Raw genomic sequence first — 21,402 nt, 5'->3', positions numbered from 1 at the left:
TGAACATGTCAATTTCTTTTGTTCGAATCGATGATCGAATGATTCATGGCTTAATTACTTTACGTTGGACTAAAGAAATGCCATGTGATGGCATTATAGCTGTGAATGACAAAGCAGCAAGTAACCCCATTTTAAAGGAAGCATATAAAGCAGCTGCACAAGATAAAAAAACCTTTATTTGGACAATGGCGCATTTTTTTGATGTAAAGGATAAAGTATTAGCGTCTAAGTCAAAATACTTTTTGATTACAAAGAGCCCTTTGGATATGAAAAAAATTTTGGTGGATTGGCATTTTGTTCCAAGTGAAGTAAAAATGATTAATGTTGGACCGGGGAATGATCGCGAAGGGACAATTAAATTAGGGGATAACCAATCCTTTACAGCAGAAGAAGCAGCGGCTTTTGAAGAAATTGAAAAGGCTGGTTACAAAGTGGATTTTGCCTTGTTACCTGATCAACGAATTGGTTCTTGGGCGCATTTTAAAGCTAAATTTGGTTACTGATTCTAGAAGTTTTGAAAAGAGGAGAGTAGTATTATGACAATCAACTGGATACAAGCGGCTATTTTAGGCCTATTTGCTTGTCTGTGTTCAAATTCTTGTATGGCTGGACAAGCGGTGGGAAATTATACGATTGGGCGTCCTTTAGTCGGCGGATTAGTTTGTGGCATTATTTTAGGAGATTTAAAATTAGGAATCGCTTGTGGCGTAGCAATGCAATTAGTTTACATTGCTTTGGTCACACCTGGAGGCACAGTGTCTGCTGATGTGCGGGCAATTTCATATATCGGGATTCCTTTGGCGATGGTGGCGATTTCGACCAAAGGGTTAGATCCACTTGGCGGCTCTGCAGCCGACCTAGCTAAATCGGTCGGCACATTAGTTGGAACGATCGGAACGGTATTATTTTATTCTGTTGCTGCGTTAAATTTAGTTTGGCAATCGTTTGGTTGGAAAGATATAAAAAAAGGCAAGCTTGATCATTTATATGCCATTAATTTTGGTTGGCCGTGGATTTCTCATCTACTTTTTTCCTTTTTGCCAACCGTGATTTTAACCTATTTTGGGGCTACGGCTGTTACAGCAATGAGAGATGCATTACCTATGGATGGTCTTGCAATGAAAACGCTTTTTACTGTAGGTGGCATGCTTCCGTGTGTGGGAATTGCAATTTTGTTACGTCAAATTGTTAATAAGAACATTGATTTTGTACCTTTTTTTGTAGGGTTCACATTAGCTGCTTCATTAAAACTCAATTTAGTCTCAATAACGATTATTGCGCTTCTTTTTGCTGTAATTTTTTATAAAATTGCTTTGATTAAAAACAATACTAAACTGGTTGATTCAACAGGAAGTCTGACGAATGATGATGAAGAGGAGGACATATGAGATGGAAGAGTTGAAAGCAAATAAATTAGACCAAAAAACGTTAAAGCATTCTTTTCATTTATGGTTTTGGGGAGCGTTAACTTGTTTTTCACAACAGCATATGCAAACCTTCGGCTATCTTTCTTCAATGCTTCCTATTATCAAAAAACTTTATCCAAAACATGAAGACCAAGTGAAAGCCATTCAAGCATATACAGCTTTTTTTAACACAAATCCAATGCTTGGAACGGTCATTGTTGGTGTGACTGCTAGTATGGAAGAGGCTAGAGCAAGTAAGAATGAAATTGATGGAGAAACCATTAATGATATGAGGGCAGGATTAATGGGGCCAATTGCAGGGATTGGTGATTCATTAGTTGATGGTACCTTAATTCCTATCTTGTTAGGAATTTCCTTAGGAATGTCCACGGGCGGTTCGCCAATTGGTGCCATATTTTATATTATTGTTTGGACGTTAATTTCCTATTTTGGCCAACGCTTTTTGTATTTTAGAGGCTATCATTTTGGCGATAAAGCAGTAAGTTTCTTAGTTGGGAAAGAAGGAGCCGCCGTTAGAGTTGCTATCGGAGTTATCGGTAGTATGGTTGTTGGTGGGGTCCTTGCATCTTGGGTAAATGTAACTACTTCTCTTAAATTAATAGGTGCTGACGGAAAAGTTTTCCTTAAACTGCAAGATAAAATTGACAGTATTTATCCAGGATTATTAACGATACTTGTTACCTTGTTTTGTTGGTGGTTAATGTCCAAAAAACATGTTTCCGCTATTTGGACGATGCTTATTTTAGTTGTTATTTCTCTCGTTGGCGTTTTATTAGGTGTTTTCAATCCAGGATTAACTTACTGAACAATCACCAAAAAGGACTCTAGCTGTTAGAGCAAACTGACTTTTGCATAAAACCGATAACGAAAAAGCTAATAAATTAAATTCTTACTCTCTAAGACACAGAAAAAATCTTGTGATTAAAATAAAAATATATAAAATAGAAGAAATTTAGAGACTAGCTTCTATTTTATATATTTTTTTGTTTTAGAAATTTAGTTGGTTTATTAGAATTTTAGGAAAAATTTTACGAAAAGTGTCGCAAAAATGGCTCCTAAAAACGGTGCAGTTCCGGGAACAATCAACCCATATTGCCAATCATTATTGGTTTTATTTTTGATTGGTAAAAGTTGATAGGCGATACGAGGACCTAAATCACGTGCTTGATTCATTGCGAATCCTGTAGTACCACCTAGCCCCATGCCGATTGCCCAAACAAGCAAGCCAACAGCAATGGGTAGTTGTGTTTCGTAGGAATGTGCAATCGCTAAAATAGATGTTAAAAAAATGAATGTTGCAAAAGTTTCAACAAAATAGTTTCTTGGTAAATTTCGTTGGTTCGGATTTGTAGAAAAAATATTACGAATGGCGATCGGATCGACACTATCGGCGGATAGCTTGAAATGATCAGCATACATAATATAAACAATGACGGCGCCACAAATGCCGCCTAACATTTCAGCGATGACATAGGGAATGAAGTAAGACCATGGAATCATTCCTAAAATAGCTTGAGCGAGGGCCATTGCTGGATTAATACAGACTCCGCCAAAGACGAACAGAACAACAGAGATTCCAAAAGCCCAAGTAGTGATTGCAAACATGTGACCAGAACCAGCGTATTTTGTTCGTTTTAGGACATCGTCGCAGTGAACACCTACCCCAAATACGATCATTAATGCAGTTCCCATAAATTCTGATAAGATATGATGAAACATAAGATAAAGCTCCTTTAATCAATAGTTTTGTTATTTAATGTTTGGACGAGGCGATAGACTTCCTCGATTGTAAAATTATATTGTTTAGCAATTCGTTCACAATCTTGGTATTCAATAGACTCTTTCAATAGGCCATGATAATGATTTTTTTTAATATGGACCTTACCAAAAGGTGTTTCCAAGATTTTGAAAGAACGGTCCATCACACTACGTTCCATTGTTTGAAAACGCATACCAATTGTAGAAGTATGTTTAAAGAGTAGTTCTGTAAAATATTCTTTTTCCTCTGTTGTTGTTAAAACCGTTAATAGAATGGCACTTCGGTTTTTTTTCATATGAATGGGCGTGAAAAAAACATCTAGAGCACCATGCTCTAATAATAGATCCATTACGTAACCTAACTGTTCAGGTGTTTGATTGTCTATATTTGTTTCAATTTTTAAGACTTGGTCATGGTGTTCTGTCCTCTTTTTTTTACTATGTGTTTCAGTAAAGATTGATCCTCTGAGGGCATTGAACTTGCCTGTTTCCCGTTTGCCAAATCCGTAACCTATTTTTTCAATTAATCGTTGTTCTGGTGCGACAAATAGAGGACTAAGTTCTTTAAAAATAGCTAAGCCAGTCGGTGTGACAAGTTCAGTTTTTATCTCAAAGTCTTGTTGAATGATTAAATTCGTTTCTTTACGTAATTCCATCACAGCGGGAACTGGTATTGGCATGACTCCATGGGCAATTGTGATAGTGCCACTTCCATCTGTAATTGGCGTTGAATAGACTTGTTCAATCTCTAACTGTTCCCATAGGATAAAAAAGCCAACGATGTCAACAATTGAATCAATTGCTCCAACTTCATGAAAATGAATAGTGTCAATTGTTTGTTGATGAACAGCAGCTTCAGCTTTTGCAATGTCATAGAAAACATTTTTACTATGTTTTTTTACAAAATTGGACAAGTCGCTTTTTTCAATTAATGTATAAATATCTTTTAAATTTCTAGAATGGCTATGATGATGTGCATGTTCTTTCGTTTCATGATGTTCATTTTCGTGGTGAGGAGAGAGACTGTGTTTTATACCGTAATCCTTTTTTCCATGTTGTAGGAGAACATCGAAATCTGTTCCGTAAATACAACTTTTAGCAATTCGTTGGGCTTGAATGGTGAACCCATCGATGGGAAGTTTTTTTAATTCGATTAACAGTTTGTTTAAATCCCCGCCTAAGTCAAGCAACAATCCATTTAACATATCACCACTAAGACCAGAAAATGGTTCTAAAAATAAGCTTTTCATAGTGAAGACTCCTTTATTTGATTAATCATACTTGCATTATAAGCGGCACCAAACCCGTTATCTATGTTGACTACACTAACGCCAGAGGAACAACTATTTAGCATTCCTAAAAGAGCAGTCAGTCCTTGAAAATTGCTGCCGTAGCCTATGCTAGTAGGGACGGCAATCACTGGCACGCTAACTAGTCCGCCTAGCACGGACACCAGTGCACCTTCCATGCCTGCAATCACAATAACCACCGAAGCCTGTTGAATCTCATCTAGGTGAGCGAACAAACGATGAATGCCAGAAACGCCTACATCATAGATACGTTTTATTTGATTCCCGAAAGTTTCTGCAGTGATTGCTGCTTCTTCAGCAACGGACATGTCTGACGTTCCAGCAGTAACTATCGCAATATAGTTTTTTGTTGTAGTCTCCATTTGGTTGATAACGAAACAACGTGCAAGTTCATAGTAGGTTCCATGAGGAAAGTTCAACTCTAAAGGTTGGGCTTTTTGTTGTGAAACGCGAGTAACTAAGATTGTATTGTTTTCTTTTCTTAAGCTATTGATAATTTTGATGAGTTGCTCAATTGTTTTCCCTTCCCCATAAACGACTTCTGGATACCCAGTTCTTTCTTTGCGCTGCGTATCAATTTTTGCAAAGTCTAATTCGCAAAAGCCATTTAATTTGTTTGTTGCTTCTTCTAAAGATAATTTTCCCTCTTTAAAAGCTCCTAAAATTTCTTTCGGTTGCATAATACAACGCTCCTTATTCCTGATTTCTCAAGGATCATTATTCTACAATGACAGACAAGCCATCTCGAATCACAGTCACTTTTGCATTTAGACCTTCTCTTTCAAATGCTCGCTCTAATGCTTCATCAAACGTTTTTGCTATTTCCATATGCATCGAAGTGATAAGCTCAGGATCAACAAGATCTGAAACAAAAATTATATGATGATGAACTAAAATTCGCGCTAAAATTTGCGAAGTCCATTGATCTGGCACGGTTTCTAATCGTGGTGTATGGATGGCTGCTTCTAAAAATTCGTTTGGATTTTTAACATTGGCAATATTTTCATAAAAACCTTCACCACCGTGACCATCACGACATCCAGCGACCATAATAATGACACCGCCGTCTTTATTGGTTGCTTCTGCAGCGGTCATCCCTTTAACTGCTTGATAAATGTTTTGATCAAGTGGAAATCCGCCGTTCGTTGAAACCGCAATGTCGCAAGGTATTTTTTTGACACGGGCAATTTCTTTTACAAAGTTACAACCAACTTTATGCGCTTCAACCATATCGCCTGCAAAGGAACCAATAATTTTTTTGTCACCATCTAAAACAACATTAACAATAAAAGCTAGATTCGCTTTAGCGGCAGCGTAGACCATGTCATTATGAATCGGATTATCCGTTAAATTTCCTGTCCGTGAGTTGGAGGAATCAATAAATTCTCCAGAATGGTTAGCCATGATGGTTTTATAAGAAGCAATTCCAGGTAAAACAGATTTACGTCCACCAGAAAATCCTGCAAAAAAGTGTGATTCAATAAATCCTTCGGCCAGCAGTAAATCTGCTTCTGCTGCAATGCGATTAATGATACAATCGCCCCCTGAAGGTAGTTGACCGATTTTGACCATTGAGGAATCATCAGTAGAGATATGCATAACGATTTCTTCATTCTCTACGATCTCTTTACCATATTTATTAATCAGTTCTTCTCGTGTAGAGGGGCGATGAAAGCCTGTAGCAACTAAAATCCGGATTCTAGCTGTTTTGTTCACTGAACGAATTCTACGCAAAATAATTGGGGTGATAATATGTGAAGGAACGGGACGTGTGTGATCGGAACTAATAAGGACAATGTCTTTTTTACCCTTAGCTAATTCTTCTAATGGAAGGCTTCCAATAGGATTGTCCAGCGATTTTTCGACTGTTTCTTTCTCGGTATATGGATTTGAAAAATGTTCAGCTTTTGATTCGAGAAGCCCAATAAAATTTTTATCGGGAATTCTTGCAGTAATCATTTTCTTGTCATAAGGTAGGTTAATTTCTACCATAGCAATCATCTCCTAAGTAATATTTTACGAGACTAAGTATAATGAAATTTAGGAATCACACAGTCCTTATTGTGGGTAACATTTGCTAACAAAAGGTTGGTGAGAGTGTTTATAATAGTTAACGAATCAAACAGAAACTTAGTCAAAGGAGTGACAATTATGGAGTCAGATTATCTTACAGCTTTCTTAGATAGAAAGAAGACACCGATTATCAAAAAAAACGCCATACTTATCTCGCTTATCATGGATTGGAGGAAGCGTACACCTATGTATTAAAGAAAGGGGTCGTTAAGACGAGTATTATTTTAAAGGATGGACGAGAATTTAATCTGTCGTATATTGTGTCTCCTGACATTATTTCATTGTTACGTGATGAAGTATCAAATTATACATCTGCTCCTTTTAATATCCGCATTGAGTCGGAAGAGGCTAGCTTTTATCGGATACCAAGGACTGTATTTTGGGAATATGTTAGAGAAGATGCTGTTCTTCAAGATTATGTACGGGATTACTACCGAGCAAAATTATCGGAGAGTATTAGTTCCTTACAGAATATGACAATGAATGGTAAGAAAGGGGCTGTTTGTACTTTTATTTACCAATTAATTGATTTGTTTGGTGTACAGACAGAGGAAGGAATATTAATTGATTTTCAAGTAACTAATGAGGATATTGCGGGGTTTTGCGGGATTTCAACGAGAAATAGCGTAAACCGAATTATCCATGATTTAAAAGAGGAAAAAGTCATCGATATCAAAAAACAAAAAATTGTGATTTACGATCAAAGTTATTTAGCTGATTATATTGATCGATAAGATAGGAGTCTGACGAACATGCATATTCCAGAAAATTATTTAAGCCCACAAACTTGCGCAGTGATGGGCGCGATTATGGTACCTGTCTGGTACCGCGCGGTAAAAAAAGTTGACGTTCAAATTAAATTAAAAAAAGATACAGGGACCATGTTAGGGATTTCCTCCTCCTTGTCATTTTTAATAATGATGTTTAATTTGCCAGTACCTGGTGGAACAACTGCGCACGCTGTTGGGGCTGTTCTCATCGCATTATTGATGGGACCTTGGGCCGCGACGCTGTCTGTTTCGGTGGCTTTACTATTACAGGCTTGTTTATTTGGTGATGGTGGTATATTGGCTTTTGGTGCAAACGCCTTTTCTATGGCTTTTGTGATGCCATTCGTGGGATATGGAGTTTATAAGCTAGTTACGCGTGTAAAAAAATTTGAAACAATGGGTCTTTTCTTAGCTGGGTATCTTGGTGTAAATGTGGCGGCATTTTCTACTTCTGTATTACTAGGTATCCAACCCTTACTATTCCATGAAGCAAATGGTACGCCACTTTATAACCCATATGGTCTTTCTATAACTATACCAGCAATGATGAGTGTTCATCTTTTAGTAATAGGAATTGTTGAAGGTCTCTTCACCGTGTGTGTCTATAATTTTGTAAAAAGTGTGTCAAAAGATGCAATTTTTATCGAAGAAAAGAAGAAAAGGACTCCGTTGTTGCGATTAAAGAGACTGTTATTGGTTATGGTAATTTTATGTCCATTAGGTTTGATTGATCATGCCACTGCTTGGGGTGAATGGGATTTATCTGAATTAGTCAAGAATTTAAAACAGAATCATTTACCTGCAGTACAACCAAAAGGTATGGTGAATGGTTTTTCATTTCATGCACTTTTCAGTGATTACTTTATTCCAGGACTGCCATTAGCACTTGGATATATTTTAAGTGGCGTAACAGCCATAATCGTTTTTTTACTCATTTTTCGTTTATTTAATGGAAGAAGGCAAAGTTGATGCCTGAATGGATGAAAGAATCTTCCACGTCCCTTGAACCTAATAAAAAAGAAACCTTTATGCTTAAAAATCGAAAAGGAATCCTTTTTTTATTAAATAAATTTCAGGTGAGTGGGAAACGCAATAAGACTATTCTCAGTGATATACACCCAGCAATTCAACTGATCAGTACTTTTTTACTAATTGTTTTAATCAGCACAGCACAAAAAGTTCTTGTTTTGTGGCTCTTAGGCATCTACCTAGGCATGTTACTTTTAGTTGAAAAACCAACTATTCTACGAAACATTGTCAAAAAAGCTAGTATCCTCATTTTGATGCCGCTGATTATCTATTTACCGATCTTTTTTTTAGGTCAATTTAGTTTATTATTTATTGTTCATTTGTTTTTTTTAGCCATAGCGATTAGTCAATATATGGAAACAACCAACATGAATCAATTTATAGCAGCATTAAAAATCTTTCATTTTCCGAATATAATACTTTTACAATTAGATATTACGATTAAATATATCTTTTTCTTTGGAAATTTCTTAATCCAACTGCTTGCAGCTGTAGAAGCTAGAGCAGTTGGTGGGAGTATCCAGTTGAGTACGGGTAGTAATTTAATCAGTCTTATTTCTATAAAATCTTTTACGTATGGGAAAAAGTTGGATATGGTGATGGAAGCAAGAGGATATACTGGTCAATATTATCGAGTAAAGCAACCATTAAAAACGAAAGATTTTTTGGTTAGTATTGCCTATCTTTTATTTTTCGGGGGGTTGCTTTATTTAGGGAGGAACTAATATGTATCGAGTAAATCATTTGGTTTATCGCTATCAAACGAAGCCTGTTTTTTCGCCTTGTAATTTGGAAATAGCCAGAGGAGAATATCTGGTTTTGATGGGAGATAACGGCAGTGGAAAATCCACTTTTTTAAATTTGCTCGCAGGTTTTTTAAAACCTTCCGAGGGAACGATTTATTTTATGGAACAATCATTAACGGCCTGGAAAAAAGACCCTATTCATAAAAAGAAGTATTATGCTCATTTGGGTATATTATTTCAAGAGACGGACACACAATTATTTAATGCGACAGTTTATGACGAATTGGCATTTGGCCCTAGACAGCTCCAACTATCCGAGCATGAAACAGCAAAAAGAATTAATGATTGTTTGAATTTATTAAAAATTACCCATTTAAGCAATCAAGTGCCTTATCAATTATCGGGAGGAGAAAAGAAAAAAGTGGCTTTTGCTAGTCTGTTAGTAATGAATCCAGACGTGTATTTATTAGATGAGCCGTTTGCTGGGTTGACAAAAGAATCGGAAAAATTATTTAAAAAGATAATAAAAAATCTGCATCAACTTGGTAAAACAATTATCCTTTCCACCCATGACTATTTGAGTATTTGCGAGGAAGCTGATTCCATTTTATTGTTTGATTCGGCTGTCACAAGGTACTCAAAGGAAGAGATAGAAGCCAATGCTAACTTGTTACAACATTTAAAACTGTATTAAGTGTACAAATATTGACAATAATTGATACTATGAATCGTGATTTTTTCTAATGTGGAGATGTCTATAATTAATTATGTAAAAGAAAATCAATAGGAGATGGTTTAAATGTCTGTCATGAAAACGAAAGAACAAAATTTAGTTCGCGAATTACAAAAAATGGATAAGTTGGCTGTTGCATATTCAGGTGGAATTGATAGCTCTTACTTGCTAAAAAAAGCTTTGGACACTTTAGGTGCTGAAAATGTACTTGCGGTTGTTGTAAATTCAGAATTATTTTCTGATGATGAGTTTGATAAAGCGGTCGATTTAGCTAATGGATTGGGAGCAAATGTGTTAGGCCTTGAAATGAGCGAATTAGCGGATGATAGAATCGTTGCAAATAACCCTAATAGCTGGTTCTACAGTAAAAAATTATTATATAAAACTATTCGTTCGGCTATTCAGAAAGAGGGATTTGATGTTCTGGCCGATGGGATGATTATGGATGATAATACTGACTTTCGTCCTGGATTAAGAGCAAGAGATCAAGAAGGGGTCATCAGTCCGCTACAACAAGCTAAATTATATAAAATTGAAATACGTCAACTTGCTAAAGACGCAGGTATTTCCAATTGGAGTAAAGTTGCCTCATGTAGCATTGCTTCAAGAATTCCTTATGGCATTAAGTTAACACGCTCAGCTATTGATCAAGTATTTGCTAGTGAAAAATATTTACGGGAAATAGGTTTTCCAATTGTCCGTGTCAGAGCACATCATGATTTAGCACGGATTGAAATTCCAGAAGACAAACTTTCTCTGTTATTAGAAAACAGAGAAAAAATTGCAGATTATCTAAAAAAACAAGGATTTAATTATGTAACTTTTGACTTAGAAGGATTTAAATCTGGCCGAATGAATGATATCCTCACAGAAACTGAAAAAAAAGTTTTTTGTGAATGTTAGACAGATAAGTTTATAAAATTGAGTCGGTGTAACGGAGTCAGGACAGGGGTATTCCGTTACAAAAACCAAGTTTTCTGCTCGATTAGGTCGGTTGTTTTCATTGATTACTCTGCCAGTAGATTATCAACTTTTAAGCCTAGGAAAAATTCCCTTTGGATTTTTCCTAGGCTTTTTGTCTATTTAATCATTTGATATTTGCTAAAAAGAAATTAGCTGTAGAATTTTTTAAGATTACCAGTGATTGTTCAATTTGAGGAAAATAAATGGATTGTTTGGACTGGTTGATTAGTCGATTATTTTTGGGATTCGTGAGTGAAAGTATTTGCTGTGAATAGTTAAATAACTCAGTGTTTAGTGTGTCCGGCTTAACTGGTGCTAATTTTTTTAAGTAGTGTTGTGTTTTCATAAGTTCTAAAAGAAGCTCTTCCATAGCAGTTTGCATTTCCAACAGTTGATCATTTAGTTGTTTTTGTTGCATTAAGCTTTCAGCGGAGGCATCGTTACTATAAATAGGAGATTCAAGAACAATTTCTTGAATAGAATAGTTTACTCTACGTTGTACCCGATAAGCTAGTACCCAAGCATCACTAGGCAACGTGGTCTCTTCATTGATTAACGCTAGCAAAATAGAGCTGATCGTTTTTGACCAACTATTGATATTTTTACGTAATACTTGACTATGCCATGTTGGGAAAATAAAAAACATAACAAAAGCAATCAGCGCACCAATAATTACATCAAAAACTCTTGTATAGCCTGCAGAACTACCACCTAATGTGAAAGTTAACCAAGTGGTCACACTTAGCATTAGAAATGCTTGACTTAATTTACGGACGGTTTCATACAATATAACTAGCAAACAAGACAATAGCATTGGCCATAAAGGATTTAGGTTTGTTAAGTTAGCAATTAATTGAGACAAAAAAATGCCTAAACAACCACCTAAAATAGAACCAATAGTTCTTGAAGTGATTTTACCGAGTGTACCATGATAACCTGGCATAACCATCAAACAACCAGAAATAACTACCCAGAATTCGTGATTAGCTAAAGGCAAAGGGTACATGTAATTAAGAATAAGCGAACAAAAATGACACACTAAACCAGTTAAAGCTAAACGAATTGCGAATCTAGCAGAGCTGCCTTTGTAAGAATGAAGGATCTCTTTGGCTTCTGCAAGTCCTTCTTTTGTGGGTAAGAAAGATTTAAATGAGATTTTTTTAAAGGATTGTTCGTTTTGTATCAGAAGGATTGCTGATTTTATTTCGGTGTTTGCTGAAGCAAATTCTTGAAGAGGCAGGGTTAATTGTTCTCCTTTTAAAAAGAGTTGAATTGCTTTTAAAGCAGGAAGATTTTCAGCTGCATTGGTTGAATCTAACGAGCCTGCAATTGCATCTGCTTGTGAAACCAAGGGATAAATCCATGGTGTTTTTTGATGATTGACCCAGGGCATTGTTTCAACAGATTCGCGTACTTTTATTCTGAAATGGACATAGCGTGCGGGTTTTCCTTGTGCTAATAAATATAATTGCTCATATAAATCGGCTACTAATTTTCGTGCCTCATTATTTTGCGGCTTAGAATAAAGACAATAGAACAAACAAAGGATGGACATACCTAAAATTATTGCACCCAGACCTTCAAAAGTTTGACCAATAGACAAATTGCCTTTTAATTGCGCACCAGCTAGTAAAGAAATGGTCCCAAAGAGACATCGAATATACAGACCAATACTAAAGTTTCTTACAATCCCTGAAAAATACAAACCAAGGACGAATAATAAAATAATGAATATACTTGACGACTGTAAAAGTATCCCCAGACTGGCACCAAGAAAAATCATTAAAATACCATCTATGGCACTTCTTTGTGGAGAGCTATGTCGTGGTAAGACACAAATTACAGTGCCCAAAAAGCTACCAACATTTACTAAAACAAAAGCGAAAGGAAAGACTATTGTTAGAACAGCACCAACAGCATTTGCAATAATGATACTAAGAACAAGGGCAAACCAGTTCTGTCTTGTATCAAAAGTTAGTATAGGGCGACTATACGCCCAAGACGATTCTAAGAAGACCTCAAAAAATTTTTTGATAGATAATTTCACAAAACATTCCTTCTTTAAAAATTTATTAAAAGCTAAAAAATTATTCCTCTGCTAGTATACACCTCTAATTTTTTTTTTCAAATTTGCTCTTTTTAAGAAAACTCACAATTATAGGCCAACATTAAGTTTAGCCATATATTTTTGTTGAATAAATTCTGTAAGCTCATGCCAACTTTCTTCATTTTCAATGGAATCTAAGTAGAAAATATCTTGATTAGAAGTAGCTTTTTCGAAGGAATCTGTGATGATGATATCCGCATTTGTGAAGTCTTCGGTAATAGAGATTGCGTTTGTATTATATAAGGAGGATAACCGTGTTTTAATAAAATAATTTGCATAAAAATCTTTGATAATTTGTAAATAGATTCTCACTTGTACTTTTTTTTCGGACACAGACAATGTATAAAGCAGTTGACTGAGTAACTCTAAATGCGTTTCTTGGTGAACTAATTTTGCCACCGTTCCTTTTATTCGATTAAAGTATGCCACATCTGACGGAGTACAAATTTCTGGCTGCGGTAAATAAAGTGTTAAAAAAGTATAATAATTGCCCTCCGTTAAAAAGTACCAAGCATTAAAAATAGAAAGATAGTAAACGTATTGATAATCATGCTGATTTGTCAGTAAGTAGGCTACTTGCTTAAACAATTTTTTTGATAAAACACAATAAGGATGGTTAGATTCTATAAATAATTTTTCTATTTGTTTCGTTTGCTTTTCCGAAAAGATATAAGGAATAAAAATGCGAGATAAAAAATTAAAGTATAAAATTTCAGTTTTTCTTGTTTCGCATTGAATGTCAGCGAAGGAGTGTTCAAGAAAAAATAAAGTCACATGACTGTATTGATTGATCAGAATAAAAAAAGAATGCAGGTTTTTAGAGTGCGGCATCTTTAAGAAGTTTTGTGCACTTGTTCTAGTTTTAAATATCGCATATAAAATATAAAACGCTCTTTTCTTCATTCGGACATTTTTATAGGATCGTTCAAGAAGTTCATCGGGTAGACTTTTTTTTATTTCTTCAAGACTTATTTTAGAGAAAGGCCAAGCCAATTCTTGAAAGGAATCTTGTAGGAAAATGAAAGAAAACACTCGAATCGATAATTCATTGCCAGTTAATTGATAAATACCCTTAATACTAACGATTACTATATCAAAAATTTTAAAAAAGTTATTCAGTTGTTTCGTGATTTTTACCAGATAATGTTCAGAAATATATAAAACTTTAATTAATTCGTTTTTATCAATGGAAGAATGTGTGACCAATTGTACGCAATAATTAAATTGTACATTGTTTTTTAAAAGATTGAGTTTTAACGTGTAGGCGTATTCGACCGCGCTTTTTCGGTACGCTGGATTTACACAAACAATGCCATTATTGTTAGAGACAATAAAATGTTGGATTTGATAAGTATCCTCGAATTCTTGATTTATTTTTATCAGATTTTCCTTGACCGTTCTTTTTGAAATTTTTAAATTGGAAGAAATTTCATTTAATGACGTATGAGCTCGCTTCACTATATAAAATAAAATTTCTAGCTCATTCGTTAGGTAGGATGGAAACATGTTATGGACCTCCAAAAGTAAAATTTAGGTTCATTGTAGTCTACTTTCTTTAAATTTTTGTATTGATATGTTAACACAAGCGCAATAAGAAGCGGCCATCACAATTAATGTACAGCCTTATACATTAATTGTGTGTGGCAAAGCAATTTCAATGTTGATAAGCTAGCAGTAGTTAGAATAATTATTATTTAGTTTCTAATTCCAAAAAAGGTCAAGGTGAGTAAGCAATGAAAAAAATCAACGAACAATTAAAAATGAAAATACCAACCTACAAAAGAAAAAAAAGCATTGCTTATTTCTTTTACTCTTGTCTACTATTGGTAACGATTTCTTGTTTTTTGAGCGTGCATTTTCAAGAATGTGAGGCAGCTTCACTCTATCAAGCGGGAGGGATAGCCATTGATTTGAGAACTGATTTACCTTATGGAATGGAGATAAGCCATGACGATGGTGGTGGTCCTGATGGATCATTTGGAGGAAAATTACACGTAAAATTATACGGAACAGTGGACACTTCTCATACAGAAGCATTGAAGTTTCTTTCTTTTGGTACTGTAGGAATGCAATATGGACTGATGTTTCATTTGCCAGAAAATATAAGTGCAGATAATTTTAAAGCGGCTTATGACAAGGCTTTTGCGGATAATCCAGAAAATTTTTATTCAATTAGTGGACAAAAAAACACACAAATACCAATTGTTAACACAAAAGGAATGCGGACGTTTAACGGTTCTTCAGAAGATGGTTCACCGGGATGGGGTGATCCTGATCAAGATTATAGCGGAATTGATACTGAGCATCAGGTGATGTTTTGTGAACGGGGGGACACTATTAATTTTTCTTTTACTAAACTTTATGAAATTTGGCGACATGAACCTGACAAATCGGCCATAAAATTTGAACTTCATTTTGATTTAGATGTAGCTACTTTAATGAAGGATGGCGATTCAAAGGATTATTCCCTCAATAAAAATTTAACGAAACATCGCTTACCAGTATCAAATGTTTTGTCGGATGGCACTGAAAGTGATCAATTTTCGTTGTCGGCAGATTTTTTTGGTCGAACTTACGAATCAGATACAACGAATACGGTTAATCATAATTGGATATTGCTTAGTCCGGACATGTGGTTACGTGCGACAAGTTTAGCGGCAGCAGCAAAGCAAGATCCAAATAATTTGAATCATCAAATTATCACTGGAATCACTGGGAAAGTGGCTACTTGGTCTTCTTATATCTCGCCATGGGACAGCGGTGATAAAGACAATCCATTATCCAATTACAATACCCAAGATGCCTCTAAATATCCTGAAATACCTGAAAGCACAACGATGTTACCAGGGGAGTTTTTATCACCAAAGTTTACGATGAACCAAAGACAAGACAATCCGCTTAATTGGACAGATGGGTATGTTGCTCAACGGTTTGCGCGCGTAGTTAATTTTCATACTCACACAGTTGATCCTAAAGCCAATGTGAATGTCTCTTCACAACAACAAAACGGGTTAACAACCTATTTATTTAGTGGCAAAGATGGTTGTGGGCGGCCGTTAGTCAACCCGCCAGGAACGGATTCTTCAGAGCCCACAGATAAAACATATATGCGCGTCACAATAGATCCATACCAAGTGCCAAGTTTAGAAAAGGCAGCTTTTGTTAAAGGTCAAACAACATTTCACCCGCAACAAAAGATACCAGTAGAACTAACCGTTAAGGCTCCGACAACTAGAAAAGTTCAGATTGAAGAAAAAATTTCAGGTGCTGCCCAAACTGATTTTCATAAAATTGGGGAGCAAGATTTAAAAAATTTACCAGTCACAGATGATTGCGTTAGTTTTAACTGTTTAGCAGATGCTTTACCAACTTCAGGAGATTACACATTAACATTTAGAATTCTTGATGTTGATGATACATCTAAAAGCTACTCAAATGAGAAAAGTTTAACTGTACACATTGATCAAGCGCAAATTAAAGTTAAATCTCAAGATACGATTTATCAATATACTCAATGGCAACCAGAAAGTGAAGTGACTAGCCTACAAACACCAGATGGTAAAAAAGGTGATTTTCGAGACGTAAGTGTCACCATATATAAACTGGACGGAGAGCAAAAGGTCCCAGTAGATGCGGTGGATACAAAAGTGGTTGGTAAATATGAAATTGATTATAAATACCTAGGATTAGAGGCGCAGACTGCACTAGAAGTCATTCCCTCTTCAGCTCATATTGGTGCACATAACGACAGCTTTTCTGTGGGGACGCCCTTCGATCCAAAACGTCTTTTTGATAGTGCAACAGATAATGATGGACAGTCCATTCCTTATAGTAAGATAACGATTCGCTATACGCCTGATCAGGTAAACGATGAAGTAGCGGGTGTCTATAAAATTACTTATGATATCTCTAAAATAGTAGGTTTTAGTAAAAGTATTACTGTTGATTGGACCTACTATTACTCTAATCGTCTAGACTTTTATCACTTATCTGAACAACTAATGCCTTTTGAGAACGTAAAATTTAATGGCCAAGATCAAACACAGACATTAAAAAGTTGTGAGATGAACATTGAAGATACGGGGGATCCTAATCGGACAACTGGCTGGCAGCTTGAAGTAGCCTATAATTTAAATGATCAGAAAACACAAGCGTGGAAAGACGCAGGGCTTGATCTCACGCTAAATCCAAAGTCAGTCGATTATGTAACAACTGAGCAAAATATCATGGTTAACGATGAGCAACAATTAGTAGCTGGTGTAAGTAACCAATCTATCAAAAATAAAAAAGTTTTGACGAAATTACAATTATTGCCCACATTAACTATTTCAAAAGTCACACTTGCTGATAAATATGAAGCTCAGTTAATTTGGAACTTAGAAGCAACACCGTAAGGGAAGAGGGAATAGCTGTGAAATGGTTTATCTATGATTTATTGTTTGTTGCCTTTATTCTTGGTTTGCCAATTCAAGCACAAGCTGAAGACAAGACAACTGACGCACAAGCTGGCACAAAAGTCATGGTAATAGTGAAAGAGAGTGAGGATATTGTTCCACATCCCAATGAGCTTATACCGCAGACTAACGATATGCCAACTTCACGAGGACAACCTAATTTTTTACCAAAAACAAACGAGATTACGTCTCAAGAGACGATTTTAGGAATCGTGGTACTCGGAAGTACATTAATCGTCGGACTTTATAAAGAAAAGAGGAAAAATAATGAATAAAAAAATAATTGGTTTAACTGTCACTTTAGGAACGGGGATTTTTTTAATTGGACAACAAACTGTGAATGCGGCTGATAATACCAATACCACAGCGAATGTGTCGGTTTTGGGTGGCGGATTAACCATTACACCATTAGCACAAATTAACTTTGGGACGGTGACAAAAGACGGCCAAGATCATACGCAACCAGATCAAAGCAAGTCGCAACTTATCATTAATGATAATCGTGGGACAACGAATACAGGTTGGTATCTGACAGCGAATTTAGAAGATAAAGGAAAAGGTGTCACTGGCTTAGACGGAATGACACTTCATTTAGACACTAAAAAACCTGACGGATCTTCTGAAAAAGGTACCTTTACGGGCGTTGATTTAACCACAGATGCTTCAACCATTATTTCGCTAGATAAAAGTGATATCCGTTTATCAGACACTGTCACGACAGCCGATTTAAATGCAACGTTAAATATACCTAAAAGTATTGCTGCAAATACCTACTCTGGGACCATCGTCTGGAATGCCATCGATGGAGCGCCCGCCTAAGAATTTAACATAAAACGATGTAAGAAAACGAGGCAGATAAATTGAAAAGAATTTTAAAGATACTTTTTATATTGACTATTCTCTGTTCAGGTGGAGCGATGCGTGCCTGGGCAGAGCCGTCTAATACCAATAGTTCAGCAACAATTGACAATGCGAATGGGTATACAGTCACACCCGTTTTCGGAGCAACTCAAAATAACAAAACCAGTAATTTTTTTGATATGACATTAACTCCGAAACAAAAAGATACATTCAAATTAACGATAACCAATACTACGCCGAAGCCTCAAAAATTTAAAGTTCAGGTAAATACAGCAACAACAAATAGTAATGGGATAGTTGACTATACAAAAAGTAGCTTTGAAAAAGATCCATCGATGAGTTTGGTACTTAGTGATTTGATTAGTACCAATAGGAAGGACATTAGTGTTCCTGGTAAACAATCACAAACGATTGATTTTCAAATAACGATGCCAGAAAAGTTATTCTCAGGAATTTTATTAGGTGGAGTGACGATTCGACCTGTAGAGATAGCTGGGGACCAAAGCAAGGGTGGGATTCAAAATGTTTATATGCATACGATTGCTATTCGGGTGAATGAAACAGCAGAGACCATACCTGCAAAATTGGAAAGTGGTTCTGTTAAAATTGGGCAAATTAACCGCCACAATACTGTTTCGATGGAAATTAAAAATCCACAGCGGAAGTTATTGTCAAAAGTCGAAGGAGATTTTTTTGTTAAAGAAAAAGGAACAAACAAAACGATCATTCACGAAAAGAAAAATAATCTTAGTTTTGCACCAAACACAAGGTTTGACCTACCTATTTTACTGAAAGATTCGTTTAAACCTGGAGACTATACCTATACCATTAAGTTGAAAAACCATGAGGGGAGCTGGACGTTCTCAAAAGATTTCACGATAAACAAAAAGCAAGCTGATCAGTATAATAAGCGTTCTGTTGATCATAAAGTCAAAAACCTTCACTGGCTTAAGTACCTCATGGCCTTTTTAATTCTAGTTATTTTAGGTACCGTCTGCTATATCTTGGGAAAAAAGAAGGGAAAAATGAAGTTGTAAAACCTGCCTTTAAAATAGTTGATAATTATGCAGAAAAAATCATGCCAGTATGAATTATCTATGACATAAGGGAAGAATAGCTGTCTAGCAAGGATAAATTGTCAAATTAACGTTAATTTACGCAAGTCATTGGTGTTCCTTATTTTGGAAAGTAGTATTATACTATTATTGTTCAATGATTCACAATAGAAACAAGGAGGAAAGAACCATGTATAAAGCAATTGTCGCAGCAAAAGGAAAAACAACAAAAATTGTTGAAAAAGAATCGCGTCCATTGAAAGATAATGAAGCGCGGTTGAAAATGGAAGTCTGTGGTGTCTGTCATACGGATTTACACGTTAAGAATGCAGATTTTGGCGATGTTAGCGGTTGTACCTTAGGTCACGAAGGAATTGGGATTGTGACGGAGGTTGGAAAAGACGTTACTAGTTTAAAGATTGGTGATCGTGCATCTGTTGCATGGTTTTATGAAGGCTGCGGGCATTGCGAATATTGTACTTCTGGTCGAGAAACGCTTTGTCGTTCAGTAAAAAATGCTGGATATACAGTTGATGGTGCCATGGCCGAAGAATGCATCGTCACAGACGGTTATGCAGTGAAAGTGCCAGAAAATTTAGCATCAGAGCCAGCTTCCTCTATTACTTGTGCAGGGGTAACAACCTACAAAGCGATAAAAGAATCTGGGATTCGTCCAGGTCAATGGCTAATGATTTCAGGATTAGGTGGGCTAGGTAATCTAGCTTTACAATATGCCAAGCATGTCTTTAATGCAAAAGTAGTAGCTGTTGATGTGAATGATGATCAGTTAGCTTTTGCGAAAGAAATGGGTGCTGATCTTTTAATTAATCCAGTTAAAGATCCTGATTTTGCTGCACAACTTCAAAAAGAAATTGGTGGTGTCCATGCAGCAGTAGTCACTGCGGTAGCTAAATCAGCATTTAATGGCGCAGTCGATGCAGTCCGTGCGGGAGGAACGGTTGTCGCCGTTGGATTGCCTGTTGAGACAATGGATTTATCTATTCCACGTCTTGTTCTTGATGGCATTCACGTAGTCGGATCGTTAGTTGGAACCCGTCAAGATTTAAGAGAAGCTTTCCAATTCGGTGCAGAAGGAAAAGTTGTTCCTGTTTGTCAAACACGTCAACCAGAAGAAATTAATGCTATTTTTGAAGAAATGGAACAAGGAAAAATTCGCGGGCGCATGGTCATTGATTTTCGCAGTTAATTTAGTTTTTTAGTGATTCGTTGATTTAATCTGAAAACCATGAAAGGATGGATGGAATGTTTGCGAATCTTACTCTCCGTGAGAGACGACTGCTTAAACAAGCACAAGTGGGAGCCACAATTAGCTTTATTCTTTTGTTTGTACCAATTCTGACAATCAGTCTTTTGCATACTAGTGACTTATTAGCAAAATGGCTAGGTATAGTTGGGGTAATTATGGTTTTACCATTGTTGTATTTTGCGTGGCAGATTTTAAAGATAGCCTATAAAGATCAAAAAGATAATCCAACGCCTCCTTTGTGGGTTCCTAAAGTTTATGGGATTGGGCTTTCGATCAATCCCTATCACCGGTTTGGAAAGTTAATTTTTATATTGCTAGCGGTACTGATAGTTGGCATCATCATTAGTTTGCTTTTCACACCAGCAAGTCAAATCAATCACTAAAAACAATTATTAAACACCCTCTTGCTGAGCAGGAGGGTGTTGATTATTTTTAAATAGACTAAAGTTGAGTAACAGGTATTAGATTTTTGAAAAAAGTCTTTCTTTTTCTGATGTAGATATTTTCGCAATAAAATCATCATTATAAGTGAATTAACAGGTTTATCAAGGGTTAATACTCGTTAATGGTGGCTGCTATAATTAACCGTTGACAAACACAAAAAAACCATCATACGATAATTATGTTATTAAAAAAGTGAAAAATTGGTAGTCAACAAATGAAAACGAATTCATAGAGAAATTGTGATTCTGTACTAAAATTTTTATATAAGATGAAAATAGATTGTTTTCATTTAATATTTTATTGAAAGGATGTGTTTAGGAAGGGGTTACTGAAACTGACTTTCTAACAGTCTCAGTAAACTAAGAAAATCGTTATGACTTTTCATCTGGATAAAACTTTGTTGGG

19 protein-coding genes and 1 pseudogene are annotated in these 21,402 nt (G+C 35.8%); 14 read left to right on the top strand and 6 right to left on the bottom strand.

All coding sequences use genetic code 11. From position 1 onward, the window contains the following. Positions 1–5 precede the first annotated feature (5 nt). Genes IGK54_RS07950 through IGK54_RS07940 form a run of 3 tightly spaced genes read left to right on the top strand, consistent with a single transcriptional unit; the run spans position 6 to position 2,232 of the window. Complete coding sequence (locus IGK54_RS07950) at positions 6–503, top strand: PTS system mannose/fructose/N-acetylgalactosamine-transporter subunit IIB (RefSeq protein ID WP_002357192.1); 498 nt, start codon at positions 6–8, stop codon at positions 501–503. Between the two features lie 33 nt (positions 504–536). Next, positions 537–1,388, top strand: coding sequence for a PTS mannose/fructose/sorbose/N-acetylgalactosamine transporter subunit IIC (locus tag IGK54_RS07945; protein WP_002357194.1), 852 nt, complete (start codon positions 537–539; stop codon positions 1,386–1,388). After that, on the top strand, positions 1,363–2,232 hold the full coding sequence (locus IGK54_RS07940) for a PTS system mannose/fructose/sorbose family transporter subunit IID (RefSeq protein WP_002394543.1): 870 nt from the start codon (positions 1,363–1,365) through the stop codon (positions 2,230–2,232). The genes IGK54_RS07945 and IGK54_RS07940 overlap by 26 nt, the downstream gene beginning before the upstream one ends. 203 nt (positions 2,233–2,435) lie before the next feature. Here the strand turns inward: IGK54_RS07940 and larD are convergent, their stop codons facing one another. The 4 genes from larD to larA are packed head-to-tail and all read right to left on the bottom strand — an operon-like array spanning position 2,436 to position 6,487. Continuing rightward, positions 2,436–3,146, bottom strand: coding sequence for a D/L-lactic acid transporter LarD (larD, locus tag IGK54_RS07935; protein ID WP_002357197.1), 711 nt, complete (start codon positions 3,144–3,146; stop codon positions 2,436–2,438). A 14-nt stretch (positions 3,147–3,160) separates the two neighbouring features. Continuing rightward, entirely contained in the window at positions 3,161–4,435 is a 1,275-nt protein-coding gene (gene larC / locus IGK54_RS07930) for a nickel pincer cofactor biosynthesis protein LarC (RefSeq protein ID WP_002362001.1), read from the bottom strand. After that, positions 4,432–5,175: a nickel pincer cofactor biosynthesis protein LarB gene (larB, locus tag IGK54_RS07925; RefSeq protein ID WP_142956458.1), complete on the bottom strand. Its 744-nt coding sequence runs from the start codon at positions 5,173–5,175 to the stop codon at positions 4,432–4,434. The genes larC and larB overlap by 4 nt, the downstream gene beginning before the upstream one ends. Before the next feature lie 37 nt (positions 5,176–5,212). Continuing rightward, positions 5,213–6,487, bottom strand: a complete 1,275-nt coding sequence (gene larA / locus IGK54_RS07920; protein WP_024041535.1) for a nickel-dependent lactate racemase — start codon at positions 6,485–6,487, stop codon at positions 5,213–5,215. A gap of 159 nt (positions 6,488–6,646) precedes the next feature. Between larA and IGK54_RS07915 the strand changes: the two are divergent. The 5 genes and pseudogenes from IGK54_RS07915 to larE all read left to right on the top strand — a co-directional run bounded on the left by IGK54_RS07915 (position 6,647) and on the right by larE (position 10,749). Further along, positions 6,647–7,302, top strand: a pseudogene (locus IGK54_RS07915) (Crp/Fnr family transcriptional regulator). 18 nt (positions 7,303–7,320) lie between these two features. Then, positions 7,321–8,307: a cobalt transporter CbiM gene (gene cbiM, locus IGK54_RS07910; RefSeq protein ID WP_002361997.1), complete on the top strand. Its 987-nt coding sequence runs from the start codon at positions 7,321–7,323 to the stop codon at positions 8,305–8,307. Beyond that, complete coding sequence (locus tag IGK54_RS07905; RefSeq protein WP_430602870.1) at positions 8,307–9,092, top strand: energy-coupling factor transporter transmembrane component T family protein; 786 nt, start codon at positions 8,307–8,309, stop codon at positions 9,090–9,092. Before cbiM ends, IGK54_RS07905 begins: the two co-directional genes overlap by 1 nt. Before the next feature lies 1 nt (position 9,093). Then, positions 9,094–9,807: an ABC transporter ATP-binding protein gene (locus tag IGK54_RS07900; protein ID WP_425135864.1), complete on the top strand. Its 714-nt coding sequence runs from the start codon at positions 9,094–9,096 to the stop codon at positions 9,805–9,807. Between the two features lie 105 nt (positions 9,808–9,912). Continuing rightward, on the top strand, positions 9,913–10,749 hold the full coding sequence (larE, locus tag IGK54_RS07895; protein ID WP_002374609.1) for an ATP-dependent sacrificial sulfur transferase LarE: 837 nt from the start codon (positions 9,913–9,915) through the stop codon (positions 10,747–10,749). 184 nt (positions 10,750–10,933) lie between these two features. On the opposite strand, the gene IGK54_RS07890 is transcribed toward larE, so the two are convergent. Beyond that, entirely contained in the window at positions 10,934–12,856 is a 1,923-nt protein-coding gene (locus tag IGK54_RS07890; protein ID WP_024041538.1) for an FUSC family protein, read from the bottom strand. A gap of 108 nt (positions 12,857–12,964) precedes the next feature. Beyond that, the gene (locus tag IGK54_RS07885; RefSeq protein WP_002397404.1) at positions 12,965–14,422 is read right to left on the bottom strand and encodes a helix-turn-helix domain-containing protein; all 1,458 of its coding nucleotides are present in this window, start codon (positions 14,420–14,422) and stop codon (positions 12,965–12,967) included. Positions 14,423–14,649: 227 nt separating this feature from the next. Here IGK54_RS07885 and IGK54_RS07880 point away from each other — a divergent pair, with 227 nt between their 5' ends. The 6 genes from IGK54_RS07880 to IGK54_RS07855 all read left to right on the top strand — a co-directional run bounded on the left by IGK54_RS07880 (position 14,650) and on the right by IGK54_RS07855 (position 20,936). Further along, positions 14,650–17,310: a bacterial Ig-like domain-containing protein gene (locus IGK54_RS07880; protein WP_430602867.1), complete on the top strand. Its 2,661-nt coding sequence runs from the start codon at positions 14,650–14,652 to the stop codon at positions 17,308–17,310. Then, complete coding sequence (locus IGK54_RS07875; RefSeq protein WP_002397402.1) at positions 17,286–17,645, top strand: hypothetical protein; 360 nt, start codon at positions 17,286–17,288, stop codon at positions 17,643–17,645. Before IGK54_RS07880 ends, IGK54_RS07875 begins: the two co-directional genes overlap by 25 nt. Further along, complete coding sequence (locus tag IGK54_RS07870; RefSeq protein ID WP_002357217.1) at positions 17,638–18,189, top strand: hypothetical protein; 552 nt, start codon at positions 17,638–17,640, stop codon at positions 18,187–18,189. The genes IGK54_RS07875 and IGK54_RS07870 overlap by 8 nt, the downstream gene beginning before the upstream one ends. 98 nt (positions 18,190–18,287) lie before the next feature. Next, positions 18,288–19,268: a DUF916 and DUF3324 domain-containing protein gene (locus IGK54_RS07865; RefSeq protein WP_142957148.1), complete on the top strand. Its 981-nt coding sequence runs from the start codon at positions 18,288–18,290 to the stop codon at positions 19,266–19,268. Between the two features lie 208 nt (positions 19,269–19,476). Further along, a complete protein-coding gene (gene adhP, locus IGK54_RS07860) occupies positions 19,477–20,493 on the top strand; it encodes an alcohol dehydrogenase AdhP (protein WP_010819442.1) in 1,017 nt (338 codons plus the stop codon). 47 nt (positions 20,494–20,540) lie between these two features. Then, positions 20,541–20,936, top strand: a complete 396-nt coding sequence (locus tag IGK54_RS07855; RefSeq protein WP_002361986.1) for a hypothetical protein — start codon at positions 20,541–20,543, stop codon at positions 20,934–20,936. Positions 20,937–21,402: the final 466 nt, after the last annotated feature.

Source organism: Enterococcus sp. DIV2384, assembly GCF_050534975.1.
GTDB lineage: Bacteria > Bacillota > Bacilli > Lactobacillales > Enterococcaceae > Enterococcus > Enterococcus faecalis.
The sequence above is the reverse complement of the archived record's forward strand: the minus strand, read 5'-3'. Positions and strand labels throughout refer to the sequence as shown.

Bases quoted from the DNA above. Each gene is read 5' to 3' on its own strand.
- IGK54_RS07905 (WP_430602870.1), top strand. From the start codon at position 8,307: ATGCCTGAATGGATGAAAGAATCTTCCACGTCCCTTGAACCTAATAAA.
- IGK54_RS07855 (WP_002361986.1), top strand. From the start codon at position 20,541: ATGGATGGAATGTTTGCGAATCTTACTCTCCGTGAGAGACGACTGCTT.
- IGK54_RS07885 (WP_002397404.1), bottom strand. From the start codon at position 14,422: ATGTTTCCATCCTACCTAACGAATGAGCTAGAAATTTTATTTTATATA.
- IGK54_RS07870 (WP_002357217.1), top strand. From the start codon at position 17,638: ATGAATAAAAAAATAATTGGTTTAACTGTCACTTTAGGAACGGGGATT.
- IGK54_RS07950 (WP_002357192.1), top strand. From the start codon at position 6: ATGTCAATTTCTTTTGTTCGAATCGATGATCGAATGATTCATGGCTTA.
- larD (WP_002357197.1), bottom strand. From the start codon at position 3,146: ATGTTTCATCATATCTTATCAGAATTTATGGGAACTGCATTAATGATC.
- IGK54_RS07865 (WP_142957148.1), top strand. From the start codon at position 18,288: ATGCGTGCCTGGGCAGAGCCGTCTAATACCAATAGTTCAGCAACAATT.
- larC (WP_002362001.1), bottom strand. From the start codon at position 4,435: ATGAAAAGCTTATTTTTAGAACCATTTTCTGGTCTTAGTGGTGATATG.
- adhP (WP_010819442.1), top strand. From the start codon at position 19,477: ATGTATAAAGCAATTGTCGCAGCAAAAGGAAAAACAACAAAAATTGTT.
- IGK54_RS07900 (WP_425135864.1), top strand. From the start codon at position 9,094: ATGTATCGAGTAAATCATTTGGTTTATCGCTATCAAACGAAGCCTGTT.
- IGK54_RS07940 (WP_002394543.1), top strand. From the start codon at position 1,363: ATGATGATGAAGAGGAGGACATATGAGATGGAAGAGTTGAAAGCAAAT.
- IGK54_RS07880 (WP_430602867.1), top strand. From the start codon at position 14,650: ATGAAAAAAATCAACGAACAATTAAAAATGAAAATACCAACCTACAAA.
- larB (WP_142956458.1), bottom strand. From the start codon at position 5,175: ATGCAACCGAAAGAAATTTTAGGAGCTTTTAAAGAGGGAAAATTATCT.
- larE (WP_002374609.1), top strand. From the start codon at position 9,913: ATGTCTGTCATGAAAACGAAAGAACAAAATTTAGTTCGCGAATTACAA.
- cbiM (WP_002361997.1), top strand. From the start codon at position 7,321: ATGCATATTCCAGAAAATTATTTAAGCCCACAAACTTGCGCAGTGATG.
- IGK54_RS07945 (WP_002357194.1), top strand. From the start codon at position 537: ATGACAATCAACTGGATACAAGCGGCTATTTTAGGCCTATTTGCTTGT.
- larA (WP_024041535.1), bottom strand. From the start codon at position 6,487: ATGGTAGAAATTAACCTACCTTATGACAAGAAAATGATTACTGCAAGA.